Annotated in this window: 27 protein-coding genes; 12 read left to right on the top strand and 15 right to left on the bottom strand. The window is 73.9% G+C overall.

Annotated elements, in window-relative coordinates; genetic code table 11:
* Positions 1-113: 113 nt before the first annotated feature.
* The 11 genes from IF30_RS42515 to IF30_RS0135820 form a co-directional block, all read right to left on the bottom strand.
* Positions 114-446, bottom strand: coding sequence for a WXG100 family type VII secretion target (locus IF30_RS42515; RefSeq protein WP_051711935.1), 333 nt, complete (start codon positions 444-446; stop codon positions 114-116).
* 145 nt (positions 447-591) lie between these two features.
* A complete protein-coding gene (locus tag IF30_RS0135865; protein ID WP_030246423.1) occupies positions 592-1,251 on the bottom strand; it encodes a DUF3592 domain-containing protein in 660 nt (219 codons plus the stop codon).
* Positions 1,248-1,922, bottom strand: a complete 675-nt coding sequence (locus tag IF30_RS0135860) for a hypothetical protein (RefSeq protein WP_030246422.1) — start codon at positions 1,920-1,922, stop codon at positions 1,248-1,250. The genes IF30_RS0135865 and IF30_RS0135860 overlap by 4 nt, the downstream gene beginning before the upstream one ends.
* Positions 1,912-3,237, bottom strand: coding sequence for a putative T7SS-secreted protein (locus IF30_RS0135855; protein ID WP_030246420.1), 1,326 nt, complete (start codon positions 3,235-3,237; stop codon positions 1,912-1,914). Before IF30_RS0135855 ends, IF30_RS0135860 begins: the two co-directional genes overlap by 11 nt.
* On the bottom strand, positions 3,234-3,533 hold the full coding sequence (locus IF30_RS42510; RefSeq protein WP_158835755.1) for a hypothetical protein: 300 nt from the start codon (positions 3,531-3,533) through the stop codon (positions 3,234-3,236). Before IF30_RS42510 ends, IF30_RS0135855 begins: the two co-directional genes overlap by 4 nt.
* Positions 3,534-3,784: 251 nt before the next feature.
* A complete protein-coding gene (locus IF30_RS0135845; RefSeq protein WP_030246417.1) occupies positions 3,785-4,105 on the bottom strand; it encodes a DMT family transporter in 321 nt (106 codons plus the stop codon).
* 1 nt (position 4,106) lies between these two features.
* Positions 4,107-4,787: an HAD family hydrolase gene (locus IF30_RS0135840; RefSeq protein WP_037902333.1), complete on the bottom strand. Its 681-nt coding sequence runs from the start codon at positions 4,785-4,787 to the stop codon at positions 4,107-4,109.
* Positions 4,788-4,893: 106 nt separating this feature from the next.
* On the bottom strand, positions 4,894-5,979 hold the full coding sequence (locus tag IF30_RS0135835; protein ID WP_030246413.1) for an ABC transporter ATP-binding protein: 1,086 nt from the start codon (positions 5,977-5,979) through the stop codon (positions 4,894-4,896).
* A 54-nt stretch (positions 5,980-6,033) separates the two neighbouring features.
* Positions 6,034-6,843, bottom strand: coding sequence for an ABC transporter permease subunit (locus tag IF30_RS0135830; RefSeq protein WP_030246411.1), 810 nt, complete (start codon positions 6,841-6,843; stop codon positions 6,034-6,036).
* Positions 6,843-7,910 carry an ABC transporter permease gene (locus tag IF30_RS0135825; protein ID WP_030246409.1) on the bottom strand — a complete coding sequence of 356 codons (1,068 nt, stop codon included), beginning with the start codon at positions 7,908-7,910 and terminating at the stop codon, positions 6,843-6,845. Before IF30_RS0135825 ends, IF30_RS0135830 begins: the two co-directional genes overlap by 1 nt.
* A 6-nt stretch (positions 7,911-7,916) precedes the next feature.
* Positions 7,917-9,080: an ABC transporter substrate-binding protein gene (locus IF30_RS0135820; RefSeq protein ID WP_030246408.1), complete on the bottom strand. Its 1,164-nt coding sequence runs from the start codon at positions 9,078-9,080 to the stop codon at positions 7,917-7,919.
* Between the two features lie 332 nt (positions 9,081-9,412).
* On the opposite strand from IF30_RS0135820, the gene IF30_RS0135815 reads away from it, so the two are divergent.
* Positions 9,413-10,201 (top strand): GntR family transcriptional regulator, encoded by a 789-nt coding sequence (locus IF30_RS0135815; protein ID WP_051711937.1) that lies wholly within the window; start codon positions 9,413-9,415, stop codon positions 10,199-10,201.
* A 3-nt stretch (positions 10,202-10,204) separates the two neighbouring features.
* On the opposite strand, the gene tmpA is transcribed toward IF30_RS0135815, so the two are convergent.
* Positions 10,205-11,806, bottom strand: coding sequence for a TauD/TfdA family dioxygenase (tmpA, locus tag IF30_RS42505; RefSeq protein ID WP_037902330.1), 1,602 nt, complete (start codon positions 11,804-11,806; stop codon positions 10,205-10,207).
* Positions 11,807-12,168: 362 nt separating this feature from the next.
* Between tmpA and IF30_RS0135805 the strand changes: the two genes are divergently transcribed.
* A complete protein-coding gene (locus IF30_RS0135805) occupies positions 12,169-13,806 on the top strand; it encodes an APC family permease (RefSeq protein ID WP_030246403.1) in 1,638 nt (545 codons plus the stop codon).
* A gap of 63 nt (positions 13,807-13,869) precedes the next feature.
* Here the strand turns inward: IF30_RS0135805 and IF30_RS0135800 are convergent, their stop codons facing one another.
* The gene (locus tag IF30_RS0135800; protein WP_030246401.1) at positions 13,870-14,955 is read right to left on the bottom strand and encodes a pyridoxal-phosphate-dependent aminotransferase family protein; all 1,086 of its coding nucleotides are present in this window, start codon (positions 14,953-14,955) and stop codon (positions 13,870-13,872) included.
* A gap of 105 nt (positions 14,956-15,060) precedes the next feature.
* Between IF30_RS0135800 and IF30_RS0135795 the strand changes: the two genes are divergently transcribed.
* The 6 genes from IF30_RS0135795 to IF30_RS0135770 all read left to right on the top strand — a co-directional run bounded on the left by IF30_RS0135795 (position 15,061) and on the right by IF30_RS0135770 (position 21,147).
* On the top strand, positions 15,061-16,152 hold the full coding sequence (locus tag IF30_RS0135795; protein WP_030246399.1) for an amidohydrolase family protein: 1,092 nt from the start codon (positions 15,061-15,063) through the stop codon (positions 16,150-16,152).
* A gap of 204 nt (positions 16,153-16,356) precedes the next feature.
* Positions 16,357-17,034, top strand: a complete 678-nt coding sequence (locus tag IF30_RS0135790; RefSeq protein WP_030246397.1) for a uracil-DNA glycosylase — start codon at positions 16,357-16,359, stop codon at positions 17,032-17,034.
* A 126-nt stretch (positions 17,035-17,160) separates the two neighbouring features.
* Positions 17,161-18,237, top strand: a complete 1,077-nt coding sequence (locus IF30_RS0135785; protein WP_158835752.1) for a hypothetical protein — start codon at positions 17,161-17,163, stop codon at positions 18,235-18,237.
* A 270-nt stretch (positions 18,238-18,507) separates the two neighbouring features.
* A complete protein-coding gene (glnII, locus tag IF30_RS0135780; protein ID WP_030246394.1) occupies positions 18,508-19,530 on the top strand; it encodes a glutamine synthetase in 1,023 nt (340 codons plus the stop codon).
* A 187-nt stretch (positions 19,531-19,717) separates the two neighbouring features.
* Positions 19,718-20,302: a hypothetical protein gene (locus IF30_RS0135775; protein ID WP_030246392.1), complete on the top strand. Its 585-nt coding sequence runs from the start codon at positions 19,718-19,720 to the stop codon at positions 20,300-20,302.
* Positions 20,299-21,147, top strand: coding sequence for an MOSC domain-containing protein (locus tag IF30_RS0135770; RefSeq protein ID WP_234322971.1), 849 nt, complete (start codon positions 20,299-20,301; stop codon positions 21,145-21,147). Before IF30_RS0135775 ends, IF30_RS0135770 begins: the two co-directional genes overlap by 4 nt.
* On the opposite strand, the gene cobC is transcribed toward IF30_RS0135770, so the two are convergent.
* Positions 21,113-22,159 carry an Rv2231c family pyridoxal phosphate-dependent protein CobC gene (cobC, locus tag IF30_RS0135765; RefSeq protein WP_030246388.1) on the bottom strand — a complete coding sequence of 349 codons (1,047 nt, stop codon included), beginning with the start codon at positions 22,157-22,159 and terminating at the stop codon, positions 21,113-21,115. The two genes, IF30_RS0135770 and cobC, sit on opposite strands and share 35 nt — an antisense overlap.
* Positions 22,156-22,860 (bottom strand): cobalamin biosynthesis protein, encoded by a 705-nt coding sequence (locus IF30_RS44240; protein WP_051711931.1) that lies wholly within the window; start codon positions 22,858-22,860, stop codon positions 22,156-22,158. Before IF30_RS44240 ends, cobC begins: the two co-directional genes overlap by 4 nt.
* A 212-nt stretch (positions 22,861-23,072) precedes the next feature.
* On the opposite strand from IF30_RS44240, the gene IF30_RS0135755 reads away from it, so the two are divergent.
* The 4 genes from IF30_RS0135755 to IF30_RS42500 form a co-directional block, all read left to right on the top strand.
* Positions 23,073-24,062 (top strand): alkaline phosphatase family protein, encoded by a 990-nt coding sequence (locus IF30_RS0135755; protein WP_078891975.1) that lies wholly within the window; start codon positions 23,073-23,075, stop codon positions 24,060-24,062.
* Between the two features lie 5 nt (positions 24,063-24,067).
* Complete coding sequence (locus IF30_RS0135750) at positions 24,068-25,420, top strand: MFS transporter (RefSeq protein ID WP_078891974.1); 1,353 nt, start codon at positions 24,068-24,070, stop codon at positions 25,418-25,420.
* Between the two features lie 2 nt (positions 25,421-25,422).
* Complete coding sequence (locus tag IF30_RS0135745; RefSeq protein WP_030246379.1) at positions 25,423-26,448, top strand: TolB family protein; 1,026 nt, start codon at positions 25,423-25,425, stop codon at positions 26,446-26,448.
* A 93-nt stretch (positions 26,449-26,541) separates the two neighbouring features.
* Positions 26,542-26,945 (top strand): hypothetical protein (locus IF30_RS42500; RefSeq protein ID WP_037902325.1); only part of this gene is annotated, 404 nt, incomplete at its 3' end.

Here is a 26,945-nt window from a genome sequence, read left to right as displayed (position 1 = left end):
GTGCGGAGCTTGTCCGGATCGGCGTCGGGCCACCACATGCCGGTGAGTTCACGGACGGCCTTGGCGACCGTGGACTCACCCATGCGCCCGCTCCTGCGGGACGGGACGGCCGGTCACGCGGTGAGGTCCTTGCGGGCCTGGTTGTCGGCGCCGGTGTGGTTGTCGGCGTGGGCGTCGAGGCCGTCGGCGATGCTGGAGAGGCCGGTGACCAGGACGTCGAGCCCGGCGAGCACCTTGTCGTGCGGGCCGTTGTAGGCCTGGGCGAACTCGTTGCCCTGCTTGTCGCCGCCCCACGGGCTGCCGGCCGCGGCGAGGCTCCGTTTGAGCGTGTCGAGGGCTTCCTTGAGCGCCTTGCTCTGGGTCTCGAAGGTCGGCGCGGCCGCCTTCAGGTCGCCCGGTCTGATCTTGAAGCTCGGTCCGCCGGCTTTCGCTGCGTCATCCGCCATGGCTTCCCCCGTCCATGTCGCCCGTCTGAAGTGCGTTGACGGAGATGGCCGACTGGGACGGGTGGGTTTCGACTGGTTCGTGTGACGAGCATCACTTTGCCTGATTCGGGGGATTCTTTGACCAAGTGTTGGGGTTGTCGGTCCGTCACCCGGCGGGTCGGTCCGGGGGCCGGCGCGGAGTCCGGCGGGGGCGGCTGCCGAAGCGGGCGAGCCAGAGGACGAGCGCCGCGATGCCCGCGTTGAGTCCGACGACCGCCCACAGGGAGGCCGTGGAGTCGGCCTCGCCGGGGAGTTTGGGGGCGACTCGCCCGGCCGGGTCGATCCGGACGGTGACGGCGTCGCCGGGTCTGAAGCGCTCGGAGTGCTGGACCAGCGGCCCGCCGGGGACGGTGGCGCCGTCCGCCGACGTGAGGGTGTAGGTCCAGGTCGTCGAACCGCGGGAGGACCGGTCGGCCTTCTCGGACGTCACCACGGCGTTCACCTCGCGCCCGGAGGACAGCGCGAGGTTCTGCGAGGCGTCGCCGCTCGCGGCGGTGGCCATGATGACGGCCAGGGCCACCAGGGCCAGTGCGCCGCCGGTGTCCTTGTAGCCGGGATCGTTTCCGGGCCCCCGGAGCTTGACCAGTCCGGTGGCCGCCACCACCAGGTACAGGACGACGAGGCCGACGACGAGCAGGGTGCCGACGTACGCGCCGGCGAGGACGATGCCGACGAACAGGCAGGTCAGGACGGCGACGACGGCGGTGGCGCGGCCGAGCCACGGGCGGGCGGCGCCCGTGGCCCGGTCGGGGCGGGTGGTCGTCATCCGAAGGCCTTGCGGATGGTGTCCCACTGCTCGGGCGGCAGGGCGTCGAGGCTTTCGTCGCGGGGCGGGTGGAACGTGATGCCGCGGACGGCGGTGGCGAGCAGGGGCAGCCATTCGTCCCAGTGGTCGAGGTCCTCGGTGGTGAAGACGACGGCGACCACGTGGGGGCTCCACGGGTGCGGGATCAGCAGTTCGAGCTGGCGCACCGTGCTGACCGTGGACTCGGGCACGCCCCACACCGCGCCGGGTACCGGGACGGCGAGGTCCCGGGCGGCGAGGGCGGCGCGGCCGGCGGGCAGCTCGACCACGCCGACGTCGGCGTCCGGCCAGGCCGCGGCCAGCTGTTCGGCGACACGGGCGGGGTAGTCGCCGGGCGCGTCCGGATCCCGGGGGCGGAGGAAGACGGCGAACATGCCGTGGACGGGTTCGCCGTCCTCGGCGCGGACCAGGCAGCTGGACACGTGGACGACGCCCTCGCGCAGTTGGGCCTGGAGCGCGGTCTCGGCGGCGATGACGGCGCCGAGCTTCTGTTCGCCGGCGGTGTCGGGGAAGAGGGCGTCGAGGCTCTCGGCCGCGCGGGCCATCCGGTCGCCGAGGTCCTCGTCCAGGTCGACGGCGGTGAAGCCCTCGGGGAGGGTCAGCCACAGCGGCGGAGCGGACTCAGTGGGCATAGCCGGTCGCCCATCCGGTCACGCCGACCAGGTTGCCGAAGGCGGACACGGTGCCGACGACGAGGTTGGCCTTGCCGCCGCCCGCGGCGAGGCCGCCCGAGCCGAGGATGTTGTTGGCTCCGGTGGTGTAGTTGACCGCGCTGGTCAGGCCGTTGCTCGGGTTGTCCTGGGTGAGGGCGTACGCGGTCGGGGCGTTGAGGCCGGCGGTGGTGACGGCCTGGACGCCGTCGGAGACGTCCATCGCGGTGGCCTTGGAGAGCCCGAGCTTGATGGCGGGCTTCTCGATGGCCGTGGTGAAGATCGGGTTGGCCGGGTCGACCGCACGGGAGGCGGCCCGGACCTCCGTCGCCCCGGCGGTGACCGCGCCGCGCACGCCCTCACCGGCGGCGGCGGCCTCCCGGACGGCGGTCACGCCCTTGGCGGCGACGCCCACGCCGGGGATCGCGCCGAGGACGTCGCCGCCCAGGGTCAGCCAGTTGCCGATGTTCTTCTGCGGCGGCCACAGCTGGCCCTTGACGGCGTACTGGGTGGCGTGCGCGCCGGCGGCGGCGGCGCTCAGCAGGATGGCGGGGAGGGCGAAGGCGGGGAAGAAGATCGCCGCGACGCCGCAGACGCCGGCCGCCACCGTCAGCAGGTCCGCGCCGTGGTTCTTCAGCCAGTTCCCGACCTTGCTGAGCCAGCCCGGCTCCGGCGGGGCCTTGCTGTCGGCGGCCTTGCGGATGGCGTCGGCCGTCTTGTGGGCGTCCGACTTGTGGGTCTCGGCGAGTTCGTGGGCCTGGTTCTGCAGGCCGGTGAGTTCGTCGGCGGCGTTGCCGACCAGCGTGGCGGCGGCGTCGAGGTGGCTCTTCGCCTTGTTGTAGCGCTGTTCGGCGGCGGCGAGGGAGGCGTCGTCGGGGAAGTTCTGGCCGGCCAGTTTGAGGTCGGGGGCGGCGGCAGCGGTGGCGTGGGCCTGTTCGGCGTCCGCCTTGCGCTGTTTGGCGGCGACGGCCGCGTGCGCCAACTCGACTGCCTTGGGCTGGTGTTCGGTCAGCGCCTGGTACCAGATGTCGAGCGACTGGTAGGCGGCGGTGATGGAGTCGGCGGCGTCCTGGAGGTAGGTGGGGAGCTTGCCGAACTGGTCGGCGAAGGCCTTGGCCGCCTCGCCGGTCCACTGGCCCTGGTTGGCGCTGAGCTGGGCGAGCGTGGTGTGGACGCCGGTCAGGTGCTGGCCGACCCGGCGCAGGCTTCCGCTGAGGGCGGTGACGGCGGCGGAGTCGCCGGGGGCGGGGTTGAAGCCGAGGCCGGACCAGTCGGGTGCGGGGGTGGGATCGGTCATGCCTGTGCCGCCGTCGGGGTGAGGGCCTTGGTGATGCTCTGCTCGGTGCCGTCGTAGCTCTGCTGCACCTTCTCCAGGCCGTCGTCGAGGATCTTGACGCACTCCCGGACCTTCTTCAGGCCGTACTCCCACTTCTCCTTGAAGTGCCCGCAGGCCTCGTCCAGGAAGTCGAAGCCGGTGCCGGTGTGGCTGGCCGCTTCGAACGCCTTGAGCCCCTGGTCGAGTTCGTCGCCGCAGCCCTTGAGGTCCTGGGCCAACTTGGCGAGGAATTCGGTGCTGACCGTGAAATCGGCCACTTCTGCCCCCGAGGTGTCGATTGCCGAACCGTCGAACCGGGTGAGCATAACCTTCGCCGCGGTGCGGATGATCGGCCCCCGTGCGTCCAAGTGCCCGTCGTTACGGGACTTTTACGGGCCGTCGACACCGTCTTGACCGCCGGCCGCCCCGCTCCGGCGGGGTTTCGGGAGGTACGCGAGGTGCGTGCGGTGCACGCGGGGCGGGAGCCACGGGCCGTACGGGAGGGTGCCCGCGGGGCGGCCGGTGGTGGTCAGTGGCTGTTCCTGAGGTTGAGCACGACCACCCCGACGATCACCAGCGCGATGCCCAGCCACTGCAGCCGCCCGAGCGACTCCCCGAAGGCGACCACGCCGATCCCGGCGACCGCCGCCGTCCCGGCCCCCGACCAGACCGCGTACGCGACCGAGACCGGGATGTGCTTGAGCGCGCGGCCGAGCAGCACGAAGGAGAGCGCGTAGCCGATGCCGACCCCCAGGCTGGGCCAGAGGCGGGTGAACCCCTCGGTGAGCTTGAGGCAGCTGGTGGCGCAGACCTCGCTCAGGATTGCGAGGGCGAGCAGGACGTAGGGCATGTCAGGGTCGAACCGGCGGGGCGGCGGTGATCTTCCCGAGCAGTGCGAGGTCGGCCTGCTCCAGGCTGGCGAGCAGGGTGATCCGGTCGCCGTCCGGCATCGGCGTCGGGGTGGACGGCACGGCGAGCACGGCGCAGCCGGCCGCGGTGGCGGAGGCGACCCCGGTCGGGGTGTCCTCGACGGCGACGCAGCGGGCCGGGTCGAGGCCGAGGCGCTCGGCGGCGGCGAGGTACGGGTCGGGCGCGGGCTTGGTGCGCGCGGTGTCCTCGGCGGCCAGGGTGACGGCGAACCAGTCCCGGCCGATGGCGGACAGGACGAGGTCGACCACCCGGCGCGGGGAGGCGGAGACCAGTGCGGTGGGCACCCGGGCGTCCCGCAGGGAGGCCAGCAGGGCGAGCGCGCCGGGGCGCGGCACCGTCTCGGCGGCGACCTTGTCGGCGAAGGAGTCGCCGAGCCTGGCGGCGAGTTCGGCCTCGCTGAGGGTGGTGCCGCTGACCCGGTGCAGGTGGGCGGCGGTGTGCTCGACGGCCTGGCCCAGCACCTCGGGGGCGTCCTGGTCGGTGAGGGGGCGGCGGAGCTCCTCGGCGAGTTCGGCGGCGGTCTGCCACCACAGTTGCTCGGTGTCGACCAGGGTGCCGTCCATGTCGAAGAGGACGGCGGCGGGCAGGGCGGCTTCAGGCATGGCGGTACCTTCGGTGGTTCTTCGGAGTCGGAGCGGGATCGGAGCGGGGACCGGAGCAGGGAGCAGGGGACCGGAGCAGGGGACCGGAGCAGGAGGTGCAAGGCTCTCAGGCCGGCCGGCGGTCCACCAGCACGGGGCGGTCCGGCAGGGTGAGCTCGGCGTGCGAGCCGACCGGCAGCGCGGCGGTGGCCTCGGTGGGCAGGTCGGCCTTGACCTCGGTGCCGTCCTGCAGGCGGGCGGTGATCCGGGTGACGGCGCCCAGGAAGGACGCGGAGACCACCAGCGCGGGGCCGTCGCCGGCCGGGGTGAGGGTGACGTTCTCGGGGCGGACCAGCACGTGCAGCTCGCCGTCGGCGGGGATCTCGCCGGCCACGGTGTGGCGCCGGCCGAGCACCTCGACGCCGTCCGAGGTGCGGGTGCACGGGATGCGGCTCATGGTGCCGACGAACTCGGCGACGAAGGCGGTGGTCGGCCGGCCGTACAGCTCGGACGGGGTGGCGCACTGCTCCAGCCGGCCGGCGCGCAGCACCGCGACCCGGTCGGCCATGGACAGCGCCTCCTCCTGGTCGTGGGTGACGAACAGGGTGGTGATGCCCAACTCCTGCTGCAGGCGCCGGATCTCCTCGCGCAGCTGCAGCCGGACCTTGGCGTCCAGCGCGGACAGCGGCTCGTCGAGCAGCAGCACGCGCGGCTGGAGGGCGAGCGCGCGGGCGAGCGCGATGCGCTGCTGCTGGCCGCCGGACATCTGGTGCGGGTAGTGCTCGGCGCGGTGCGGCAGGCCGACCAGTTCCAGCAGGTCCTGGGCGCGCTTGCGGCGCTCGGCCTTGCCGGCGCCGCGCATCCGCAGGCCGAAGGCGACGTTGTCCAGCGCGGTCAGGTGCGGGAAGAGGCTGTACGACTGGAACACCATGCCCGCGTCGCGCCTGTGCGCGGGGATCGCGGTGATGTCCCGGCCGTCGACCAGGACCTCGCCGGAGTCGTGCTGTTCGAAGCCGGCCAGGATGCGCAGCGCGGTGGTCTTGCCGCAGCCGGACGGGCCGAGCAGGGCGAGCAGTTCGCCCGGCCGGACGGTCAGGTCCAGGCCGTCGAGGGCGGTGGTGGTGCCGAACGAGCGGCGCAGCGAGCGGAACTCGACGGTGGCGCCGCCGGTGGCGAGCGCGACACCGGCGACGGGGGCGGGGGCCGTGGTCATGGCAGGTGACTCCTGGAAGGCGTGGGGCGGTTCAGGACCGTACGGGCGGTGCGCTCAGGAGCGCGTGGCCTTGCGGCCGCGGCCGGCGGCGGACATCAGCAGCAGGACGAGCCAGACGATCAGCAGGCTGAGCATCGAGACCGCGACGGACATCTGGCCGTCGCTCTTGCCGTTGGAGTTGATCCACACCGAGAAGGGGGCGAAGCCGAGGATGGAGGCGGTGGTGAACTCGCCGAGCACCAGGGCGACGGTGAGCACGGCCGCGTTCAGCAGCGCGCTGCGCAGGTTCGGCAGGACGACGGTGAACACCGCGCGCAGCCAGCCCGCGCCGCAGTTGCGGGCGGCCTCGACCAGGGTGGCGACGTCGACGCCGCGCAGCCCGGCGTCGATCGCCCGGTAGGCGAACGGCAGCGCCATCAGCACGTACGCGATGACCAGCACGATCGGGAAGCCCGGGTCCTGGATGGCCACGATGGTCTGGAAGAACGGGGTGTCCTGGAGGTGGTCCGGGCCCCAGCGCAGCACGCCGATGATGCCGGTGGTGAGCGCGACCACCGGGACGACCAGCGGCATCGAGCACATCACCTCGATGACCGGGCGCAGCTTCGGTGCACCGAGCCGGGCGGCGAGCATCGCCGGGACGAGCAGGAGCAGCAGCACCGCGACGGTGACGCCGGCCAGTTCGAGGCTGAGCACCAGGCTGTCGGTGAAGCCGGGGGCGTTCAGCAGCTCGGTGTAGGCACGGAAGGTGGTGCCGCCCTTGTTGTCGTCGACGCTGAACCACAGCGAGGCGGCCATCGGCACGGCGAAGTACACGCCGCAGAGCAGCAGGACCAGGCCGCGGCCGAAACGGATGCGATCGATCAGGCGAGCCACTTGGCACTCCGGCGCTGAAGGGGCAGGTACACGGCCATCACCAGGCAGGCGACCACGATCATGTCGAGGCCGAGGGCGAGGGCGAGGTTGCCCTGGCCGACCAGGACGTTGCCGGACAGCGCGTCGCCGATCTGCATCGAGATCAGCGGCACCGAGCTGCCCACCATGGCCTCGGCGGTGGCGTACGCGGCGAAGGAGGCGCCGAACAGCAGCACGAAGCCGCCGAGCAGCGAGGGCAGCAGGACGGGCAGCGCGACGTGCCGCCAGTACTGGGACGCGGTGGCGCCGTTGTTGTAGGCGGCCTCGCGCCACTGGACGCGCAGGCCCTCCAGGGCCGGGGTGATGGTGATGACCATCAGCGGGACCAGGAAGTACAGGTAGACCACCGAGAGGCCGGAGAAGGTGTAGAGGTTCCAGCCGTGCCGGGTCAGGCCGAGCTGCTTGGTGACCTCGCCGGAGTTGCCGAGGGTGGCGACGAACATGAAGGCCAGCGGCACGCCGCCGAAGTTGGCGAGCACGCCGGAGGCGGACATCACCGCCTCGCGGAACATCCGGAACCGGGAGGTCGCCACGGCCTGGGCCAGCGGCAGGCCGACCACGGTGGCGATCAGCGCGGTCAGCAGCGAGAGCTTCACGCTGCCCCACAGGGCGGTCCAGTAGGCGCCCTGGAGGGAGCCGGTGAGGTTGGCGGTGGTGAAGGTGCCGCCGCCGTCGGGCGCGTCGGAGGAGGTGGTGAACGCGCCGATGGCGATCGCGACGGCCGGCAGGCCGAAGCCGATCACGAAGAACAGCAGCAGGGGGAGGGCGGCGAGCCAGGCGCGGCCGCCGGCGGCCCGGAGCCCGCCGGGGCGGGGGGCCTTGGCGGTCTCGCCGGTCTCGCCGGTCTCGCCGGTCTTGGCGGTACGGGCGGTCCGGGCGGTCTTGCCGGCCTCGGCGGTCGAGGAGGCCGGCGCGCTGGCGGCCGTGGCCGCGGTGGGGGTTGCGGGGCCGGGGGCGCCCCCGCCGCGCTGGGCGGCGGAGGCGGTGGCCGGCACCGGGGTGGGAGCCGTGGTCATCTCAGGTCAGCCCGCGATCGCCTTGGCCCAGTTCTCGGTCACGGTCTTCTTGGCCGCGTCCGTCTGCTCCTGGGTCGGGAAGGTGGTGAAGGGCTTCTCGACGGTCGGGAGCTTGGCGGCGGCCGCCGCGTCCAGGGTGCCCGCGGCCTTCATGGCGTCGAACAGGGCCGGGGTGGCGTAGCCGCCGAGGAAGCCGTTCTGGCCCTGGGCGCTGTAGAGGTACTCCTCCCACAGGCGCGCGGCGGCGGGGTGCGGGGCGTCCTTGTTGACCGCCTGGTTGTAGTACTGGGCGTAGGAGCCGTCCGAGGGGATCGCCACCTGCCAGTCGATGCCCTTGTCCTTGAACTTGTCGGCGTAGCCGGCGTTCAGGTACGACCAGTCGATGCTGATCGGGGTCTCGCCCTTCTCGATGGTCGCCGGGGTGACCTCGACCGGGTTGAAGTTGCCGGCCTGCTTGACCTTGCCGAAGAAGTCGATGCCGGGCTGGATGCTGTCCAGCGAGCCGCCGTTGGCGAGCGCGGCCGCGTAGACGGCGCCGAAGGCGGCACCGGCCTTGGTCGGGTTGCCGTTGAGGGCGACCATGCCCTTGTAGTCGGGCTTCAGCAGGTCGGCGAAGGTCTTCGGGCAGACGGACACCTTCTTGGCGTCGCAGCCGATCGACATGTAGCCGCCGTAGTCGTTGTAGCTCAGGCCGTTCGGGTCCTTCATGGTGGCCGGGATCTTGTCGAAGTCGGTCACCTTGTACGGGGCCAGCAGGCCCTGCTTGCCCGCGCTGATCGCGAACGCGGAGCCGAGGTCGACGACGTCGGGGGCGCGGTCCTGGCCCTTGCGGGAGGTGACGGCGTTGATCTCGTCCTGGCTGGAACCGTCCGGGTTCTCGTCCTCGATCTCGATGCCGTACTTGGCCTTGAAGTCGTCCATCAGCTTGCCGTAGTTCGCCCAGTCGCGCGGCAGGGTGATGACGTGCAGCTTGCCTTCCTTCTTCGCGGCGGCGACCAGGCCGTCCATGCCGCCGAAGTCGGCGACGGAGGTGGCGGTCCTGGCGTTCTTGCCGCCCGCGGAGTCGCCGGACTTCGTGGCGGAGCCGGCGGAGCCGCAGGCGGTGAGGGAGAGCGCGGCGGCGGTCAGAACGGCCGCGAAGGCGGCGGAACGGGCGCGGTGCACGGACACGGGTCAGTCTCCTGAGAAGGGGGAACTGCGAGTGGGCGTCTCGATCGGGGGATCTGGCGAGTGGCGGTCCGGAGTCGTCCACGCTTCGGTGCCGTTCGGGACCGTCCGAGTTGACTAGCCAACTTCGCTGACGGGGGTAAGTACGCCGGAGCGCGGTGACGGGAAGGTGAACGGACGGCCCAGAACCGGGGTCGGCTGCGGGAACGGTCGAATCCGGCCATCGGAGCGCGATCCGTTCGGTGCGATGCTTCGAAGACGCGGCGGGATAGGGTCGGGCAGTCCGCGCCCGCACCGCTGCGCAGGACACCGCCCCAGGAGGGACCTTGACCGACGTGGCAACCGAGCCCCAGCGCCCCGCCGCGACCGACGGGCGCGCCACCGGCGCCCTGTACCGGAAGGTGGCCGCCGACCTGCGCGAGGCCATCACCACCGGCGCGTACGGCGAGGCCGGCCGACTGCCCGCCGAGGGCGCGCTGGCCGAGCAGTACGGCGTCTCCCGCGGCACCGTCCGCCAGGCGCTCGCCGTGCTGCGCTCCGACGGGCTGGTCACCTCCCGCCGCGGCACCCGCCGGGTGGTGCTCGGCGGCGCACGGGTGCAGAGCTTCTCCGAACTGCTCAGCTTCACGCACTGGGCCTACTCGATGGGCGAGGAGCCCGGCGGCATCCTCGACTCGCTGGTCCGCCGCCCGGCCGACGCCGTCGAGCGCGAGCAGCTGCGGCTGGAACCGGGCGCCGAGGTGTACGTGACGGTCCGGCTGCGGACGCTGTCCGGCACCCCGGTGATGGTCGAGCGCACCGTCTACCCGCCGAGGGTCGGCGAGATCGTCGCCGAACTTCCCGCGGACGTCGTCTCGCACACCGAAGTGCTGCGCGAGCACGGCATCCTGTTCACCGACGCCGACCACACGATCGACGTGGTCGCGGCCAACGCGGAGGACGCCCGGCTGCTCGGCTGCCGCCGCGGCGGCCCGCTGCTGCGCGAACGGCGCCGCACCACCGACCCGACCGGTACCCCGGTGGAGTGGTCCCAGGACCGCTACCTGCCGGGGACGGTGGCGTTCAGCGTGCACAACTCCCTGGCCACGTCGGCGCTTTCGCGGCACGCGCGGGAGCTGGACTGAGCGTCACACCATGAGCGAGGCGAGCAGCGGGCGGTAGTGCTCGAAGCCGGGGACGGCCGCGCCGGGCACCTTCGCCTGCTCGTCCCAGCGCCGTACCGCCACCGCGTCCGCGGCGCCCGGGAGCCGGGCGAAGGCGGCGGCCTCCTCCTCGCCCATCGGGCCGCCCTGGACGGTCAGCGTGTACTCGGAGGCCGCGGAGAGCCGCCCGCGGTACCCGGGCTCGACGGCGCACAGGTAGCGCTTGGCGGCCACGTGCAGCCGGACCGGCCCGGTGACCTCCGCGCCGAACCAGCGGCCCAGCCAGTCGGCTCCGGCGGCACCGTGCCGGTTGTCCTGGCCCCGCATCAGGTCCGTTCCGGGCAAGGCGCCCCGGAAGTGGCCGACGTCGTGCAGCAGGGCGGCGGCGACCAGGTGGTCCGGCGCCCCGGCCGCCTCGGCAGCGGCGGCGGCCTGCAGCATGTGCTCGGCCATGGTGACCTCCTCGCCCAGGTACTCCCCGGCGCCCTCGCCCGCGAACAGCCCGGCGATCCCGTCCAGGGCGGCGGTGCGGCGGTGCAGCACGGCCAGGGTGGACGACAGGGAGTCCAGGTCGGCGTAGCAGCCCTGGAGGTGCCGCCGGCCGTCCTGCGCGAAGGCCGTCCGGGCGTGCAGGAGGCGGGTGTTGTCGAGGACCAGGCAGTCGCCCCGGTCCAGGCGGAAGGCGAGCCGGAGTTCGGGGCGGAGCGTGATCGCGGCGAAGCGGCGGTAGGCGGCGTAGAAGGCCTCCGGGCCGTCCGGGTGGTCGGCGCCGCCGCGGACACCGCCGCGCAGGGTGCCGATCGAGCGGTTGTTGAAGCGCACCTCGCGGATCCGGCCGCGGGGGTCCACGTCGATCAGCGGGCGGTCGGCGCGCAGCTCGGTGCGGCGGTCGCGGAACACGAAGGGCACGGGCGTGCGGGTGAGCGTCGCGAAGTCCGCCGGCGACTCCTCCCGCAGGGCCGCCGCCGCCCGGAACCCGTCCACCAGCCCGGAGTCGCCGCCCGTCGCCGAGTTCTCCAGGCAGTGCAGCAGCTGGAGCGTCGGCACCGGGTCGCGGTACGGGTTGTCCGTGTGCGGCGCGATCTCGGCGCTGGTGAACGCGAGGTTGTTCGGGTCCGGCTCGACCCGGACGTCGAACAGCTCCCCGTAGTTGGTGACCCGGACGTACCCGAAGCTCTCCGCGACCCGCAGCACCTGCCGCTCCACCGCCGGCACCCCGCGCAGCACCGCGAACCCGCTGCGCCGCACGGCGCCCAGCACCGCCGCCCGCTCGGCCGGGTCGGTGAGGTAGGCCTCCCACTGCGCCTCGGGGATCCCGCGGGCGAAGTCCCCCGCCACCCAGAGCCGCTTGCCGTCCTCGGTGCGACCGTCCCCCTCGTCCGCCGCGGTCAGCCACTGCGCCGGGTAGCGCGACCGGTGCCCGTCGGACCAGAGCACCTCCAGGTGCCCGTCGGTCTCCGTGCTCGCGGCGACCGCCAGGTCCTCGGGCAGGTCGTGGACCTGGAACAGCTTCTGGCCGTTGCGCGGATCCCGGCACCCGGCGCACGGGCAGTTGTCGCGCAGCCAGTACGGCGGCAGCTCGGTCATGGGTTCCTCCTCGGCGGCGTCCCTGGGCGGACTCCGGTTGAGTTGTATAGCCAACTTCGCCCGCTGACGGAGCCTGCCGGTCCCCGGTGAGTTCGGCGTGCCGCGCAGGTGAACGCCGCGCGAACTGTGCCGCGGCCGATGGCCGCCGTACCGCACCGGCGGGCCGGAGCCCCCCGGGTACGCGGGCGGTGCCGGTGCGCGCGCGGTGCGGTGCCGCCGCCTGACTGACGGGGCCCGTCCGGAGATCCGCCGTTGGGGTGAGGGGGCGCGGGGCGCGGCGCGTTTCGGGGCGGGGAGGCGGTGGTGCTGCGGCAGTGTCGGAGCGCGTTTCCCTCCTTCCCCCATCCGAGAGGCGATCGGCCATGGCCCACTCCTCCTCCAATCCGCCCGCCTCCGGGCACACCGGGCTCAGACGGGAGGTCGGCGTCGCCGGACTGCTCTGGGCCTCGGTCGGGGCGATCATCGGTTCCGGCTGGCTGTTCGGGGCTCAGAAGGCGGCGGTGGCGGCGGGCCCGGCGGCGCTGCTGTCGTGGGGCATCGGCGCGGTGGCGATCATCCTGCTGGCGCTGATCCACGCCGAGCTGGGCGGGCTGTTCCCGGTGGCGGGCGGCACGGCACGCTATCCGCACTACGCGTTCGGCGGGTTCGCCGGGATGTCGTTCGGCTGGTTCACCTGGCTGCAGGCGGCGACGATCGCGCCGATCGAGGTGCAGGCGATGATCAACTACGCCCAGCACTGGTCCTGGGCGGACGGCCTGCTGAACAAGGACCTCACGCTCACGGCCGCCGGGTTCGTCGTCGCGGCCGCCCTGCTCGGCGTCTTCGTCGCGATCAACTTCCTCGGCGTCCGGCTGCTCGCCCACACCAACAGCGCGGCCACCGTCTGGAAGGTCGCCGTCCCGATCCTGACCATCTTCGCGTTCGGCCTCACCGAGTTCCACGGCTCCAACTTCGACGTGCACGGCTTCGCACCGGACGGGGCCAAGGGCGTGCTCGCCGCGATCAGCACCAGTGGGGTGATCTTCGCCCTGCTCGGCTTCGAGCAGGCCATCCAGTGGGCGGGCGAGAGCCGCAACCCCCGGCGGGACATCCCCCGGGCGGTCCTCGGATCGGTCGTCATCGGCACGATCGTCTACGTCATGCTCCAGGTGGTGTTCATCGGCGCCCTGCCGCCGAAGACCTTCGCCGGGGGCTGGACCACGCTCGACTACCCCGGGATCAGCGGACCGTTCGCCGGCCTCGCCACGCTGATCGGCCTGGGCTGGCTGGCCACCGTCCTGTTCATCGACGCGGTGATCTCGCCGGCCGGCACCGGGCTGGTCTACATCACCTCCAGCTCCCGGGTGACGTACGGCCTGAGCCGCAACGGCTACGCCCCGCAGGCCCTCCAGTACACGGACAAGCGCGCCGTGCCGTGGCTCGGCCTGCTGATCGCCTGGATCGCCGGGGTGATCTGCTTCCTGCCGTTCCCGAGCTGGCAGCGGCTGGTCGGGTTCATCACCTCGGCGGTGGTGCTGATGTACGCGGGCGCGCCGCTCGCCTTCGGGGTGCTGCGCAAGCGGCTGCCGGGGATGGAACGCTCGTACCACCTGCCGGGCGGCTCGGTCATCTCGCCGCTGGCCTTCATGGTCGCGAGCCTGGTCATCTACTGGTCCGGCTGGGACACCCTGTGGCGGCTCGGCCTGGCGATCCTGATCGGGTACGCGCTGCTCGGCGGCTACTCCGCGTACGCCGCGTCGAAGGGGGTGCCGAACGCGCCGAGGATGGACTTCAAGGCCGGGCAGTGGCTGCCGGTCTACCTCGTCGGCATCGGACTGATCTCCTGGCAGGGCACCTTCGGCAAGGGGGCGCGGGGGAACCTGCCGCTGTGGTGGGACATCGGGGTCGTGGCGGTGTTCTCGCTGGTCGTCTACTACTGGGCGATGGCGACCGCGCTGCCGGCGGAGGAGATCGAGCGGAACATCCACGGCGTCGAGGTGGTGGACGCGGGCGGCCACTGAGGCGCCCCGAAACGGCGAGCGGCCCCCGGCAGGACGTCCTGCCGGGGGCCGCTCGCCGTCGCGTCAGGCCCGGACGGCCGCGTCCCAGGCGGCCTCGGCGGCGGCCAGGGCCGGCGCGGCGGCGGCGGAGGTCGCCGCCGCGAGACCGGCGAGGCAGGCGCGGACGGTGTCCAGCGACGCTGCCGGGCCGTAGTGGTTGACCCGCAGCATCGAGGCGGCCAGCGCGCCGCCGCCGGGCTGGACGGGCAGGGCCGGGTCGAGGCGGGCGGCGACCGCGGTGGCGTCGACGCCGTCCGGGGTGCGCAGCGTGGTGGCGACCGGGGCGGCGTGGGCGTCCTCGGCGACGAAGGGGGCGACGGTGCCGAGGGCGCGGGCACCGGCCCGGGTGGCGGCCGCGGCGGCGCGGTGGCGGGCGATGACGGCGGGCAGGCCGTCGGCGGCGATCCGGTCCAGGCAGGCGCCGAGCGCGAGCATCTCCAACTGGGCCGGGGCGTGCGGGAGTACGGCGCGGCCGGCGTCGGTCCAGCGCTCCTTCCAGTCGAGCAGCGACAGGTAGGAGCGGCGCGGGGCGGCCGGATTGGCGGCGATCCGCTCCCAGGCGCGCTCGGAGACCGAGACGGCGGAGACCCCGGCCGGGCCGCCCATCGCCTTCTGGCCGCCGATGACGCACAGGTCGACGCCCCACGCGTCGGTGAGCAGTGGTTCGGCGGCGACGGAGGCGACCGCGTCGAGCATCAGCAGCGCGCCGTGCTCGCGCACCACGGCACCGATCCCGGCGACCGGGTTGGTGTTGCCGGTGGCGGCCTCGGCGTGGACGAGGGAGACGAAGTCGACCGCGGGGTGGGCGTCGAGGGCTTCGGCCACCTGCTGCGCGCTCACCGCGCTGTCGAAGGGCACGGCCAGGTCGACGACGGTCGCGCCGCAGGAGCGCAGCCAGTTGCCGAAGGTCTGACCGTACGGGCCGGTGACGATGTTGAGCGCGGTCGAGCCGGGGTGCGCGGCGCCGCGGATCGCGGCCTCCAGGGGGAGGAGGGCCTCGCCCTGGGTGACGATCACGTCGGCCTCGGTGTGCAGCAGTGCGGCCACCTGGTCCTCGATCGCCGCGAACTCGGCGGCGCTGAGCGGGGGGAGGTCGAGGAAGGGACTCACGTCTCACAGGCCTTTCGCGGGGTGGTGGGTGCCGGAACGAGTCTGCCGCATCCCCGCTCCGCGCACGGAACCCGGCCGCCGGCCGGCCGTCGGTAGAGTGCGGCCATGAGCGATGGCGCGGTGCTGCACGTGCGGGGTCGGGTGCTGGTCGGTCCGGAGGACGTCCGGGACGAACTCTGGGTGGTGGACGGCCGGGTGAGCTTCACCCGCCCGCCGTCCGCGGGGGACGTCCGGACGGTGACCGGCTGGGTGCTGCCCGGCCTGGTCGACGCGCACTGCCACGTCGGCCTGGACGCGCACGGCGCGGTGGACGCGGAGACCAGCGAGAAGCAGGCGCTCACCGACCGCGACGCCGGCACCCTGCTGATCCGCGACGCCGGCTCGGCCGCCGACACCCGGTGGATCGACGAGCGCGAGGACCTGCCCAGGATCATCCGCGCCGGGCGGCACATCGCCCGCACCCGCCGCTACATCCGCAACTACGCGCACGAGATCGAGCCCGGCGACCTGGCCGCGTACGTCCGCGCCGAGGCCCGGCGCGGGGACGGCTGGGTGAAGCTGGTCGGCGACTGGATCGACCGCGAGCGCGGCGACCTCACCGCCTGCTGGCCCGGCGACGCCCTGGCCGAGGCGATCGCGGCGGCGCACGAGGAGGGCGCACGGGTCACCGCGCACTGCTTCGCCGCGGAGTCCCTGCCGGACCTGCTGGCGGCCGGGATCGACTGCGTCGAGCACGCGACCGGGCTGACCGAGGAACTGATCCCGGTGTTCGCCCGGCGCGGCGTCGCCATCGTCCCGACGCTGGTCAACATCGCCACCTTCCCGGCCCTCGCGGCCGGCGGCGAGGGCAAGTTCCCCGCCTGGGCGGCGCACATGCGGCGGCTGCACGAGCGCCGGTACGACACCGTGGGCGCCGCGCACGACGCCGGCATCCCGGTGTTCGTCGGCACCGACGCGGGCGGCTCGCTGGCCCACGGGCTGGTCGCGGACGAGGTGGCGGAGCTGGTGAAGGCGGGGCTCAGCCCGGCCGAGGCGCTGTCGGCGGCGAGCTGGGGAGCGCGGGAGTGGCTGGGGCGGCCGGGGCTCGCGGAGGGCGCGCCGGCGGACTTCGTCGTGTACGCGGAGGACCCGCGGGCGGATGTCCGGGTGCTCGCGGACCCGCGCCTGGTGGTGCTGCGGGGGCGCCCGGTGGGGTGACCGGCGGGGGCCGGATGCGGTGTCGGTAGGGCGGTCGGCGGCGACCGGATGCGGTGTCGGCGGGGCGGCCGGTGGCGGCCGGATGCGGTGTCGGCGGGGCGGCCGGTGGCAGCAGGCGGGGTGGCCGGGCGCAGGGCCCGCGCGGTCAGCCGCCATGATCATCCGTAGCGCGCCCTGTCCGCCTGGGCCGATAGGGTGACGGCCATGGCACCGCGTCCACTGAACGAGATCGTCGAGCCCGGCTGGGCCGCCGCCCTGGAACCCGTCGCCGGACGGGTCGCCGCGATGGGCGACTTCCTGCGTGCCGAACTGGCCGCCGGCCGCACGTACCTGCCCTCCGGTCCGAACGTGCTGCGGGCCTTCCAGCAGCCCCTCGCCGACGTGCGGGTGCTGATCGTCGGACAGGACCCGTACCCGACCCCCGGCCACGCCGTCGGGCTCAGCTTCTCGGTGGCGCCGGAGGTGCGGCCGATCCCGGCGAGCCTGGTCAACATCTTCCGGGAGTACGGCCAGGACCTCGGCCTGCCGCAGCCGTCCAACGGGGACCTCACCCCGTGGACGAAGCAGGGCGTGCTGCTGCTCAACCGCGCGCTGACCACCGCGCCGCGCAAGCCCGCCGCGCACCGGGGCAAGGGCTGGGAGGAGGTCACCGAGCAGGCGATCCGGGCGCTGGTGGCGCGCGGCGGACCGCTGGTGGCGATCCTGTGGGGGGCCGACGCCCGCAGGCTGCGGCCCGTGCTGGGGGAGGTCCCGGCGATCGAGTCGGCGCACCCGAGTCCGATGTCGGCCGACCGCGGCTTCTTCGGCTCGCGGCCGTTCAGCCGGGCCAACGAGCTGCTGGTGCGGCAGGGGGCGCAGCCGGTGGACTGGCGGCTGCCGTAGCAGAACCCGGTCAGCACAGAACGTCAATCTCACTCCAACGGGTGAAATGACGTTCCGTGTTGCTCATGTGACGGATCGTTCGAGAAGACTGGCGGCTCATCGTTTCATCTGTGTGGGGGTACCGCCATGTCTTCTCGCCGAATCGTTTCCGCAGCCGCCGTCGTGGCGGCGAGCGCGCTGCTCACCGCCGCACCCGTCCAGGCCGCGCAGGCAAGCCCGGCCGCACCGGCCGCACCGGCCGCTCCCGCCGCACCGGTCGCACCGGGAGCCGCGAGCGCCCCGGCGGCCACGGCGTCCCCGGGCAAGGCACGGGCCGTCACCGCCGAACTCGCCCTGGACGTCAAACTGCTGAACAACGCCGTGGACGTCCCCGTGGACATCGCGCTGAACAGGGTGGAGACACCGGACCAGCGAGGTGGATCGCCCCGGCCGGAAGCCGGGGGCGGATCCGTGCTCACCACCACGGTCCACGGCGTCGACCAGCAGGGCCCGGTCACCCTGGTCAAGGCCGACATCGGCAAGTCCGTGACCCGCGCCGACGCCGACGGCACCGCCGCCTTCGTCAAGCTGGTCAACGCCGACGTGCACGCCCCCGGCCTGCCCGCCACCGCACTGCTCGGCCTGGCGGCGATGAGCGCCGAGGCGACCTGCCCGGTGGACGGGCAGCCCACCGCGGACGTGGTCGCTCCCGCCGGGCTCACCGTCCTCGGCAAGCCGGTCACCGTCAGCCTCTACGGGCCGACCAGGGTGGACGTGCCGCTGATCGGCAGCGTGTCGGTCGAGCTCTCCAAGAAGACCACCACCACGACCACCGCCGCCGCCTCGGCACTGGAGGTGCAGGTGGAGGTGAACCCGCTGAACCTGAACGTCGCCAAGGTCACCGGGAAGGTCACCGTCGCCTCGGTGAGCTGCGAGAAGCCCACCGCACCGCCGACCGCCCCGACCTCCCCGAGCGCCGCGCCGGCGGACGCCCCCACCGGCTCGCCCGCCGCCCAGCCGGCCGCCGACACCACGACCTCGCGCGCCGCCGCCGTCCCGCAGGCCGGGGTGGAGAAGACCGCGCGGCCGGAGAAGCTGGCCACCACCGGCGGCGGCAGCGGCACCGGCCCGCTGGCCGCCGGGTCCGCCGCCCTGGTCGCGGGCGGGGCGACCGCACTGTGGGCCACCCGGCGCCGCCGCGCCGCGCACGCCCGGCGGAGCTGAGGCCCCGGCGGTGCCGAAGCCCTGGTGGCAGTGGGGCCCCGGCAGTGCTGAGGCTCTGGTGGCAGTGGGCCCCGGCGGTGCCGAAGCCGTCGGTACCGAGGCGCCGCGGCACCGCCGGACGCGGGAGTGCCGCCCCTGGCACTCCCGCACCGTGACCGTGCCGACGCGGACGGTTGGTTCACATGCGCGTTACACGAGAGGAACAACCGGGAAACGGCGGCTTGCGACGCTACGCGGGCACCCACCACCCAGTAATGCGAGGGACACGCCGTGGCAATCAAGGCCGAGTACATCTGGATCGACGGCACCAAGCCGACCGCGAAGCTTCGTTCCAAGACTCGCGTCCTGCCCAACGCCGACAAGATCCCGACCTGGGGCTTCGACGGTTCCTCGACCAACCAGGCCGAGGGCCACGCCTCGGACCGCGTGCTGGACCCGGTGAAGGTCGTCCCGGACCCGATCCGCGGCGGTGACCACATCCTGGTCCTCTGCGAGGTCCTGGAGACGGACGGCACCCCGCACGAGTCCAACACCCGCGCGCTGCTCCGCGAGGTGCACGAGAAGTACGCCTCCCAGGAGTCGATCTTCGGCATCGAGCAGGAGTACACCTTCTTCAAGGGCTCGCGTCCGCTCGGCTTCCCCGAGGGCGGCTTCCCGGCCCCGCAGGGCGGCTACTACTGCGGTGTGGGCGCCGAGGAGGTCTTCGGCCGCGAGATCGTCGAGCTGCACCTCGACCGCTGCCTCGACGCCGGCCTCGCCATCTGCGGCATCAACGCCGAGGTCATGCCCGGCCAGTGGGAGTTCCAGATCGGCCCCGTCGACTCGCTGACCGTCTCCGACGACCTGTGGATCGCCCGCTACCTGCTCTACCGCACCGCCGAGGAGTTCGGCATCGACGCCACCCTCGACGCCAAGCCGGCCAGGGGCGACTGGAACGGCGCGGGCGCCCACACCAACTTCTCCACCAGGGCGATGCGCGAGGGCTACGAGGCCATCATCACCGCCTGCGAGTCGCTCGGCGCCTCCCAGGAGAAGGTGCTGGAGCACGTCAACCAGTACGGCGACGACATCCAGTCCCGCCTGACCGGCAAGCACGAGACCGCCCCCTGGAACGTCTACAGCTACGGCGTCTCCAACCGCGGTGCCTCCGTCCGCATCCCGTGGCAGGTCGAGGTGGACCAGAAGGGCTACATCGAGGACCGCCGCCCGAACGCGAACATCGACCCCTACGTGGTCACCCGCCTGCTGATCAACACCTGCTGCGAGGCCCTGGAGAAGGCCGGCCAGGTCTGATCCGCCGCCCCGGGGTGCGTGCGAACGCCCGCAGGCCCCTCCCCGCGTCGGGGAGGGGCCTGCGGGCGTTGCGGTGTGCGCGGCAACCGGCGAGGCAGGGGAAGCACGGCAAGGAAGGCCGGCGGGGGGCTTGTCGCGAGCGGCAAATCGCTGGTCAATCACTCCTGCCAGGCCGAGAATTCAGGGCATGACCCAGCAGTCGAAGCCCCTGCTCCTCCTCGACGTGGACGGACCGCTCAACCCCTTCGCCGCGCCGAAGCGGCGACCGGACGGCTACACCACCCACCGGGTGCGGCCGACCTGGTGGGTGCAGAAGCAGGAAGGGCTGGCGGCGGCGCAGGCCAAGGCTGTGACGCGGGCCAAGCACGCGAAGCGCCCGGTCGGCCGGGTCAAACCGATGCGGGTGTGGCTCAATCCGCTGCACGGGCCGGAGCTGCTGGGGCTGCCCTACGAACTGGTGTGGGCCACCGGGTGGATGAGCGAGGCGAACACCCACATCGGGCCGAACATCGGCCTGCCCGAACTCCCGTACATCACCTGGACGGAGATGTTCCGCGCGGACCCGGACGGGCTGCACTGGAAGACCCGGGACGTGGTCGCTTGGGCCGCCGGGCGGCCCTTCGTCTGGGTGGACGACGAACTCGGCCCGCAGGACGCCGAGTGGATAGCGGCGAACCACCCGGGGCCCGCGCTCACCGTGCACGTCCACCCCGCCAAGGGCCTGCTGGCGGACGACTTCACCGCCCTGCGGGAATGGGCGGAGGGCCGGTGAGCCCGGGGCCGACGGGTGCGGGGCCGGTGCTCGGCACGGTCGAGCGCTTGCGCCGCTACCCGGTGAAGTCGCTGCTGGGGGAGGAACTGGACCGGGTCGAGGTGACCGGCCGGGGCCTGGCCGGGGACCGGGCGTGGGCGCTGCTCGACCCGGCGACCGGACGGGTGGCCAGTGCCAAGCACCCCCGGCTGTGGGCGGCTTTGCTCGGGTTCACCGCGGTGGCCACGGCCGACGGCGGCGTGGCGATCACCGGTCCGGACGGGCGCGGCGCGGGTGAGGCGGAGCTGTCCGAGGCGGCCGGCCGCAAGGTGGCGCTGGTCGCCGAGCGCCCGCCCGGCGCGACGCTCGAGCGGGCGGTGCCGGAGGAGGTGCTGGCGCGCGGCATCACAGCCGAAGTCAACCTCGACATCAGCGAGTTGGGACGGGCGGCGCCCGAAGGCGGCTTCTTCGACTTCGCGCCGCTGCACCTGATCACCACCGCGACGCTGCGCGCGACCGGTTGCGAGGCCGAGCCCGAGCGCTACCGGCCGAACCTGGTGATCCGCACCGAGGGCGATGGATTCGACGAGAACGCCTGGGTGGGGCAGGAGTTGGCGATCGGCCCGACGCTGCGCCTGCGCGTCCTGGCGGCCACCCCGCGCTGCGCCGTGCCCACCCTGCGGCACGGCCCGCTGCCCCGCCGTACCGAGGCGCTGCGCATCCCGGCCGCGCGGAACCGGGTGGTCCCGCTGGAGGGCATGCCGGAGCTGCCCTGCGCGGGGGTGTACGCGCAGGTGCTGGCACCCGGGCGGATCCGCACGGGCGATCGACTCAGGCTGGACCGAGCACCTTCTCAAGGGCGCTGAGGAAGCGGTCGGTGGTCTCCTCGTCCCGGACGGCGATCCGCAGCCACTCCTCGCCCAGCCCCGGGAAGGTGTCCCCGCGCCGGACGGCGAAACCGCGCTCACGCAGCCGCCCCCGGACGGCCGCCGCGTCCGGCAGCCGGACCAGCACGAAGGAGGCGGCCGGCTCGCCGTACAGCCGCACGGACCGGAAGGCGGTCAGGCCCTTCACCAAGTAGGCGCGCCGGAGCGCCAGTTCGGCCGCGGCCCGGTCGGCCTCGGCGAGCGCCGCCGGACCGCTGCAGGCCTCGGCGGCGGCCAGCGCCGGGGTGGAGACCGGCCAGAGCGGCTGGGCGGCGGCGAGTTCGGCGATCAGCGGCGCGGGGCCGAGTACGTAGCCGATGCGCAGCCCGGCCAGGCCCCACGTCTTGGTGAGGCTGCGCAGCACGACGACCCGGCCGGGCAGGTCCCGCACCGGGGCCAGGGACTCCCGCTCGCCCGGCACGGTGTCCATGAACGCCTCGTCCACCACCAGGGTGCGCCCGGGCCGGGCCAGCGCCGCCACCGCCTCGGCGGGGTGCAGCACGGAGGTGGGGTTGGTCGGGTTGCCGAGGACGACCAGGTCCGCCTCCTCGGGGACGGCGCCCAGTCGGAAGCCGTCCTCGGGGGAGAGCAGCACCCGGTGCACCCGGTGGCCGGCGTCCCGGAGCGCCGCCTCGGGCTCGGTGAACTGCGGGTGCACCACGACGATGTGACGGGCAGTCACGGCGCGGGCCAGCAGCACGAAGGCCTCAGCCGCCCCCGAGGTGAGCAGCACCTCGTCGACCGGGCGGCCGTGCCGGGCGGCCACGGCGGCGCGGGCGGTGCTCTGGTCGGGGTAGGCGGCGAGGTCGCCGAGGGTGGCCGCGAGGCGCTCGCGCAGCCAGGCGGGGGGCGTGCCGGTGCGGACGTTGACGGCCAGGTCGACCAGGCCGAGCCCGTCGGCGCGGACCTCGGCGTCGCCGTGGTGGCGCAGGTCGGGTTCGGGGGCGGTCACGTGGGGTCTCCGTGGGGGTGGGCGGGATCGGTGGGAAAGCCGGGTGAGCTGGCCGAGCCGAGTGGGCCGGGTGGGCCGGGTGAGTTGGCCGAGCCGGGTGGGCCGGGCGAGCCGGGTGGCTCGGGTGATGTCGCCGATCCGGGTCGTCCGGGCACCGACGGCGCCTGCGCGATCGCCACCGTCGCCGTCGCCGACTTCCGCTTGGCGACCACGAGTCGGCCGCCGGGCGTGCTCGCCAGCGCCGCAGCCTCGGCGACGCTCGTGGTGCCGACGGCCGCGCCGACCAGGGGCGAGGGGTTGGGCACCGGTACGGCCGCCAGCCGCTCCCGCGGATGTTCGTCCACCGGTACGCCGCCGAGGCAGTGCGCCACCCAGCGGACCGCCGGGTGGGCCGCCTTGCCGGCGACGGTGGCGAGCCGGGCCACCGAGTGGTGGGCCAGCCCGGCCTCCTGGAGGGCGTCCGCCACCAGCCGCATCGCTTCGGCGGGTTCGGCGGCGGTGCCCGCGCCGATCCCGACCACCAGGGTGCGCGGGTACGGCAGCAGGTCGGCGTGGTCCGGGTCCTCCTGGCCGGTGACCCGCAGGACCGGGGCGTCGGCGCCGGTGTCGTCGTGCACATCGGTGCCCGTGGCCGCCGCGTCGGCCCCCGCCGCGGGACCGGTGGGCGCGGGGGTGGCTCCGAGGGTGACCAGTCCGATCATCCGCCGCTCACCTGCCGCACTCCTCCGTACCGAGCCCCCGTGATCCCACCACGCAGGGCCGGAACGGGTCAATCGCGACGGGTGTGAGATCCGACGCCGCCGGGTGGCAGCTGTTCGTCTGTTCTTCACCTCTCTTGTGCCGTACACGACACGCGGCGATCCTACTGTTCTCGGCGCTCCCGCCCCGGCAGCCCCGACCCCCGGAGGACCCCATGGCCTTCGCACGACCGCGCACCCCCCGCGCGTCCGCCCCCACCGCCCCCGTCGGCCCCACCGCCCCCGCCGCCACCCCGCGCCCCGCCCGTCGCCGCGCGCCGCGCCCGTTCCGCAGCCCGCTCCGCCCGCTGACCGCCCTCGCCGGCGGCCTCGGCCTGCTCGCCGGCTCGCTCGGCCTCTGGGCCGCGGGCGGCAGCGCGGCCGCCGACACCGCGGCCGGCCTGCCCTCACCGGACCACGTGGTGGTCGTGGTCATGGAGAACCACGCCTACTCGCAGGTGGTGGGCAGCTCCAACGCCCCCTACGTCAACAGCACCCTGGCGGCCGGCGGCGCGCGGCTGACCCGGTCCTTCGGGCTCACCCACCCCAGCCAGCCCAACTACTACATGCTGTTCTCCGGCAGCGCGCAGGGCGTCGTGGACGACAGCTGCGTGGACGTCGGCGCACTGCAGGCGCCCAACCTGGCCTCCGAGGTGCTCGCCTCCGGCCAGACCTGGGCCAGCTACAACGAGGGCCTGCCCGCCCCGGGCGCCACCGACTGCCGGGTCGACTCCTACGCGCAGAAGCACAACCCGTGGTTCGGCTTCGGCAACGTGCCCACCGACAGCGCGTACGGCATGGACGCGTTCCCGAGCGACTACAGCACCCTGCCGAAGGTCTCCTTCGTCATCCCGGACCTCTGCGACGACATGCACGACTGCTCCGTCGGCACCGGCGACTCCTGGCTCCGGAACAACCTCGACGGGTACGCGCAGTGGGCCCGCAGCCACAACAGCCTGCTCGTCGTCACCTTCGACGAGGACAACAGGCTGTCCGGCAACCGCATCCCGACGCTCGTCTACGGCGCCCACGTCGCCCCGGGCAGCAGCACCGCCACCACCTACAACCACTACGACGTCCTGCACACCCTGGAGGACCTGGCCGGCGTCAACGCCCACGCGGGCAACGCGGCCGGCGCCGCCGACATCACGGGCATCTGGAACTGACGCCCGTGTACGTCGCGGACTCCCGCAGTTCCAAGGCCCCCGCCGCACCGGCCACCGGTGCGGTGCGGCGGGGCGCCGTCCCCGGGACGGTGCTCGCGCTGGGCGCCGTCAGCCTGGTCACCGACGTCTCCTCCGAGATGGTCACCGCCGTCCTCCCCCTCTACCTGCTCACCGGCCTCGGCCTCTCCCCGCTCGGCTTCGGCCTGCTCGACGGCATCCAGAACGGCTTCAGCGCCCTCGTCCGCCTGGTCGGCGGACACCTCGCCGACCGTCGCGGCCGGGACGGCGCCGCCCGCCACAAGGCCGTCGCCGCGGTCGGGTACGGGCTCTCCGCGCTCTGCCGGCCGCTGCTGCTGCTCGTCCACACCGTGCCGATGATCGGCGCGGTGATCGCCGTCGACCGCACCGGAAAGGGCCTGCGCACCGCACCCCGGGACGCGATGATCTCGCTCGCCACCGAACCCGCGCACCGCGCACGGGCGTTCGGAGTCCACCGGGCGATGGACACGGCCGGCGCCCTGCTCGGCCCGCTCACCGCCTTCCTGGTGCTGCGCCTGGCCGGCGGCCCCCTGCTCGCCGACGGCGGCGAACGGCACGGCTACGACGCGGTGTTCACGGTCAGCGCGTGCGTCGCCGCGCTGGGCGTGCTGATCCTGCTGCTGTTCGTGCCGAACCGGCAGCAAGCCGACGGACCGTCGACTCCGGCGCCGTCCCTGCGCGACAGCCTCACCCTGCTGCGCCTGCCCGGACTGCGGCGGCTGACGCTCTGCGCCGTCCTGCTCGGACTCACCACCGTCAGCGACTCCTTCCTCTACCTGCTCGTCCAGCGCCGACTGGGCCTGTCCGTCAGCCTGTTCCCCCTGCTGCCGCTCGGCACCGCCGCCGCCTTCCTGCTGTTCGCCGTCCCGCTCGGCGCGCTCGCCGACCGGATCGGCCGCCACCGGCTCTTCCTCGCCGGGCACGGCGTACTGCTGCTCGCGTACGGGGTGCTGCTCTCGCCGCTGCGCGGACTGCCGGCGGTGGTCTGCGTGCTGGTGCTGCACGGCTCGTTCTACGCGGCCACCGACGGCGTGCTGGCCGCCGCGGCCGCCGACGCCGTGCCGGCCGGGCAGCGCGGCGCCGGGCTCGCGCTGGTCGGCACCGGGCAGGCGCTGGCCCGGTTCGGCTGCTCACTGCTGTTCGGCGCGCTCTGGAGCGCCGTCGGCGGCCCGGCGGCGCTGGGGTGGTCGGCGGCGGCGCTGGCGCTGTGCGTCGCCGGCGCGGCCGCGGTGCTGCGCCCGTCCGAACCCGTCGTCGTCGCCACCACCACCGCTGCTGCTGCCGCCGCTGCCGCTGCCGCTGCCGAGGAGAGTCAGTGAACCTGCAGAACCGGACCAGGGTGATCGTGCTGCTGGTCGCCGTCCTGGTGCTCGGCGCGGTCGGCACCGGCGCCGTCCTGTACGCGGCCGACCGCACCGCCCGGCGCGACCAGGCCCAACCCGGCGGGCCGTCGGTCGAATCCGGCCCCGTCTCGCTGACCGTGCCGAGCGCCGGCCGGCAGCTGCTGTTCCGCAACATGGCCTGGGGCCCGCACCGGGACGAGATCACCACCGTCCCCGCCGACCGCCCCGACGGCCCGCGCACCGCCTCCGGCGTCCAGTGCCTGCGCTTCCACGCCGCCGCCGGCACCGGCATCTGCCTGCAGGCCCAGCACGGCGCGCTCGAGGACACCTACCGGGCCGTCGTCCTGGACGACCACCTGCACGAGTTGCGCTCCTTCCCGGCCGCCGGCATCCCCACCCGCTCCCGGGTCTCGCCGTCCGGCCACCTCGCCGCCTGGACGGTCTTCGTCAGCGGCGACTCGTACGCGGGCAGCGACTTCTCCACCCGCACCTCGATCGTCGACGTCCGGGACTGGAACCTCCGGGAGAACCTGGAGGACTTCGCGGTCGTCCTCGACGGCCACCCGTACCAGGCGCACGACACCAACATCTGGGGCGTCACCTTCGCCGACGACGACACGTTCTACGCCACCCTCGCCACCGCCGGGCAGACCCACCTCGTGCGCGGCGACCTCGCCGCCCGCACCCTCACCGCCCTGCACGACAACGTCGAGTGCCCCTCGCTCTCCCCGGACGGCACCCGCGTGGCGTACAAGAAGCGCGTCCCCGGCCTGTCCCCGGACGCGCCGTGGCGGCTCTACGTGCTCGACCTCGCCACCATGACCGAGACCGCCACCGCCGAGCAGCGCAACATCGACGACCAGGCGCTGTGGTCCGGCAACGGCACCCTGGTCTACGCCCTGCCGGGCGACTACGGCGCCGACCTGTGGACCGTCCCGGCGGACGGCTCGGGCGCCGCGCAGCCGCTCACCAAGGCCGCGGTCGCCCCCGCCTACCTGGGTTGAGGAACTCTCGGCTACGGTCCCACGTGGAGCACTGCGTGACGTCCCGGTCGTCCTGACCGGACGACGTCCTGTCGAGGGGGAGCGAGAAGAACCGTGGACGGCATCCCACCCGAGCGCACGGTGACCGACTCGTGGCCCGCCCTGCACGGCCGCCCGGTCCTGCGGCGCACCGTCGCCGTCGGCCTGGTGCTCTGCGTGTCCGTCGCCGCCGCCCTCGTGGTGCGCGGCGTCAACGCGCTCACCGTCGGCCGCACCGGCCACGAGACCGACCGCGACCGCGCCGAACGCCTGGCCGGCCTCCACCCCTCCCAGCACCCCGGAGTCGGCCGCTACTACGTCCCGGTCGGCGCCGTCTACACCCACACCTCCGACGGCGCCCCCATCGCCTACCTCCACTACCGCCTCGGCGGCGGCAAGGCACCGGGCGTCGGAGACTTCCTCGACGCCTACGACCTCCCGGCCCCCGGCCCCGCCGCCCCCCTCCCGCCCGACCTCGT

The organism is Streptomyces sp. NRRL S-350, from assembly GCF_000719705.1.
Taxonomy (GTDB): Bacteria; Actinomycetota; Actinomycetes; order Streptomycetales; family Streptomycetaceae; genus Kitasatospora.
This window is presented reverse-complemented; position numbering and strand designations above follow the sequence as displayed.

What these genes read in the sequence shown, in the direction of transcription:
- IF30_RS0135855 (WP_030246420.1), bottom strand. Translation starts at nt 3,237, where the DNA reads ATGACCGATCCCACCCCCGCACCCGACTGGTCCGGCCTCGGCTTCAAC.
- IF30_RS0135785 (WP_158835752.1), top strand. Translation starts at nt 17,161, where the DNA reads ATGTCTTCTCGCCGAATCGTTTCCGCAGCCGCCGTCGTGGCGGCGAGC.
- IF30_RS0135835 (WP_030246413.1), bottom strand. Translation starts at nt 5,979, where the DNA reads ATGACCACGGCCCCCGCCCCCGTCGCCGGTGTCGCGCTCGCCACCGGC.
- IF30_RS0135790 (WP_030246397.1), top strand. Translation starts at nt 16,357, where the DNA reads ATGGCACCGCGTCCACTGAACGAGATCGTCGAGCCCGGCTGGGCCGCC.
- IF30_RS0135805 (WP_030246403.1), top strand. Translation starts at nt 12,169, where the DNA reads ATGGCCCACTCCTCCTCCAATCCGCCCGCCTCCGGGCACACCGGGCTC.
- IF30_RS44240 (WP_051711931.1), bottom strand. Translation starts at nt 22,860, where the DNA reads ATGATCGGACTGGTCACCCTCGGAGCCACCCCCGCGCCCACCGGTCCC.
- IF30_RS0135845 (WP_030246417.1), bottom strand. Translation starts at nt 4,105, where the DNA reads ATGCCCTACGTCCTGCTCGCCCTCGCAATCCTGAGCGAGGTCTGCGCC.
- IF30_RS0135825 (WP_030246409.1), bottom strand. Translation starts at nt 7,910, where the DNA reads ATGACCACGGCTCCCACCCCGGTGCCGGCCACCGCCTCCGCCGCCCAG.
- IF30_RS0135840 (WP_037902333.1), bottom strand. Translation starts at nt 4,787, where the DNA reads ATGCCTGAAGCCGCCCTGCCCGCCGCCGTCCTCTTCGACATGGACGGC.
- IF30_RS0135860 (WP_030246422.1), bottom strand. Translation starts at nt 1,922, where the DNA reads ATGCCCACTGAGTCCGCTCCGCCGCTGTGGCTGACCCTCCCCGAGGGC.
- IF30_RS0135775 (WP_030246392.1), top strand. Translation starts at nt 19,718, where the DNA reads ATGACCCAGCAGTCGAAGCCCCTGCTCCTCCTCGACGTGGACGGACCG.
- IF30_RS0135755 (WP_078891975.1), top strand. Translation starts at nt 23,073, where the DNA reads ATGGCCTTCGCACGACCGCGCACCCCCCGCGCGTCCGCCCCCACCGCC.
- tmpA (WP_037902330.1), bottom strand. Translation starts at nt 11,806, where the DNA reads ATGACCGAGCTGCCGCCGTACTGGCTGCGCGACAACTGCCCGTGCGCC.
- IF30_RS0135865 (WP_030246423.1), bottom strand. Translation starts at nt 1,251, where the DNA reads ATGACGACCACCCGCCCCGACCGGGCCACGGGCGCCGCCCGCCCGTGG.
- IF30_RS42515 (WP_051711935.1), bottom strand. Translation starts at nt 446, where the DNA reads ATGGCGGATGACGCAGCGAAAGCCGGCGGACCGAGCTTCAAGATCAGA.
- IF30_RS0135795 (WP_030246399.1), top strand. Translation starts at nt 15,061, where the DNA reads ATGAGCGATGGCGCGGTGCTGCACGTGCGGGGTCGGGTGCTGGTCGGT.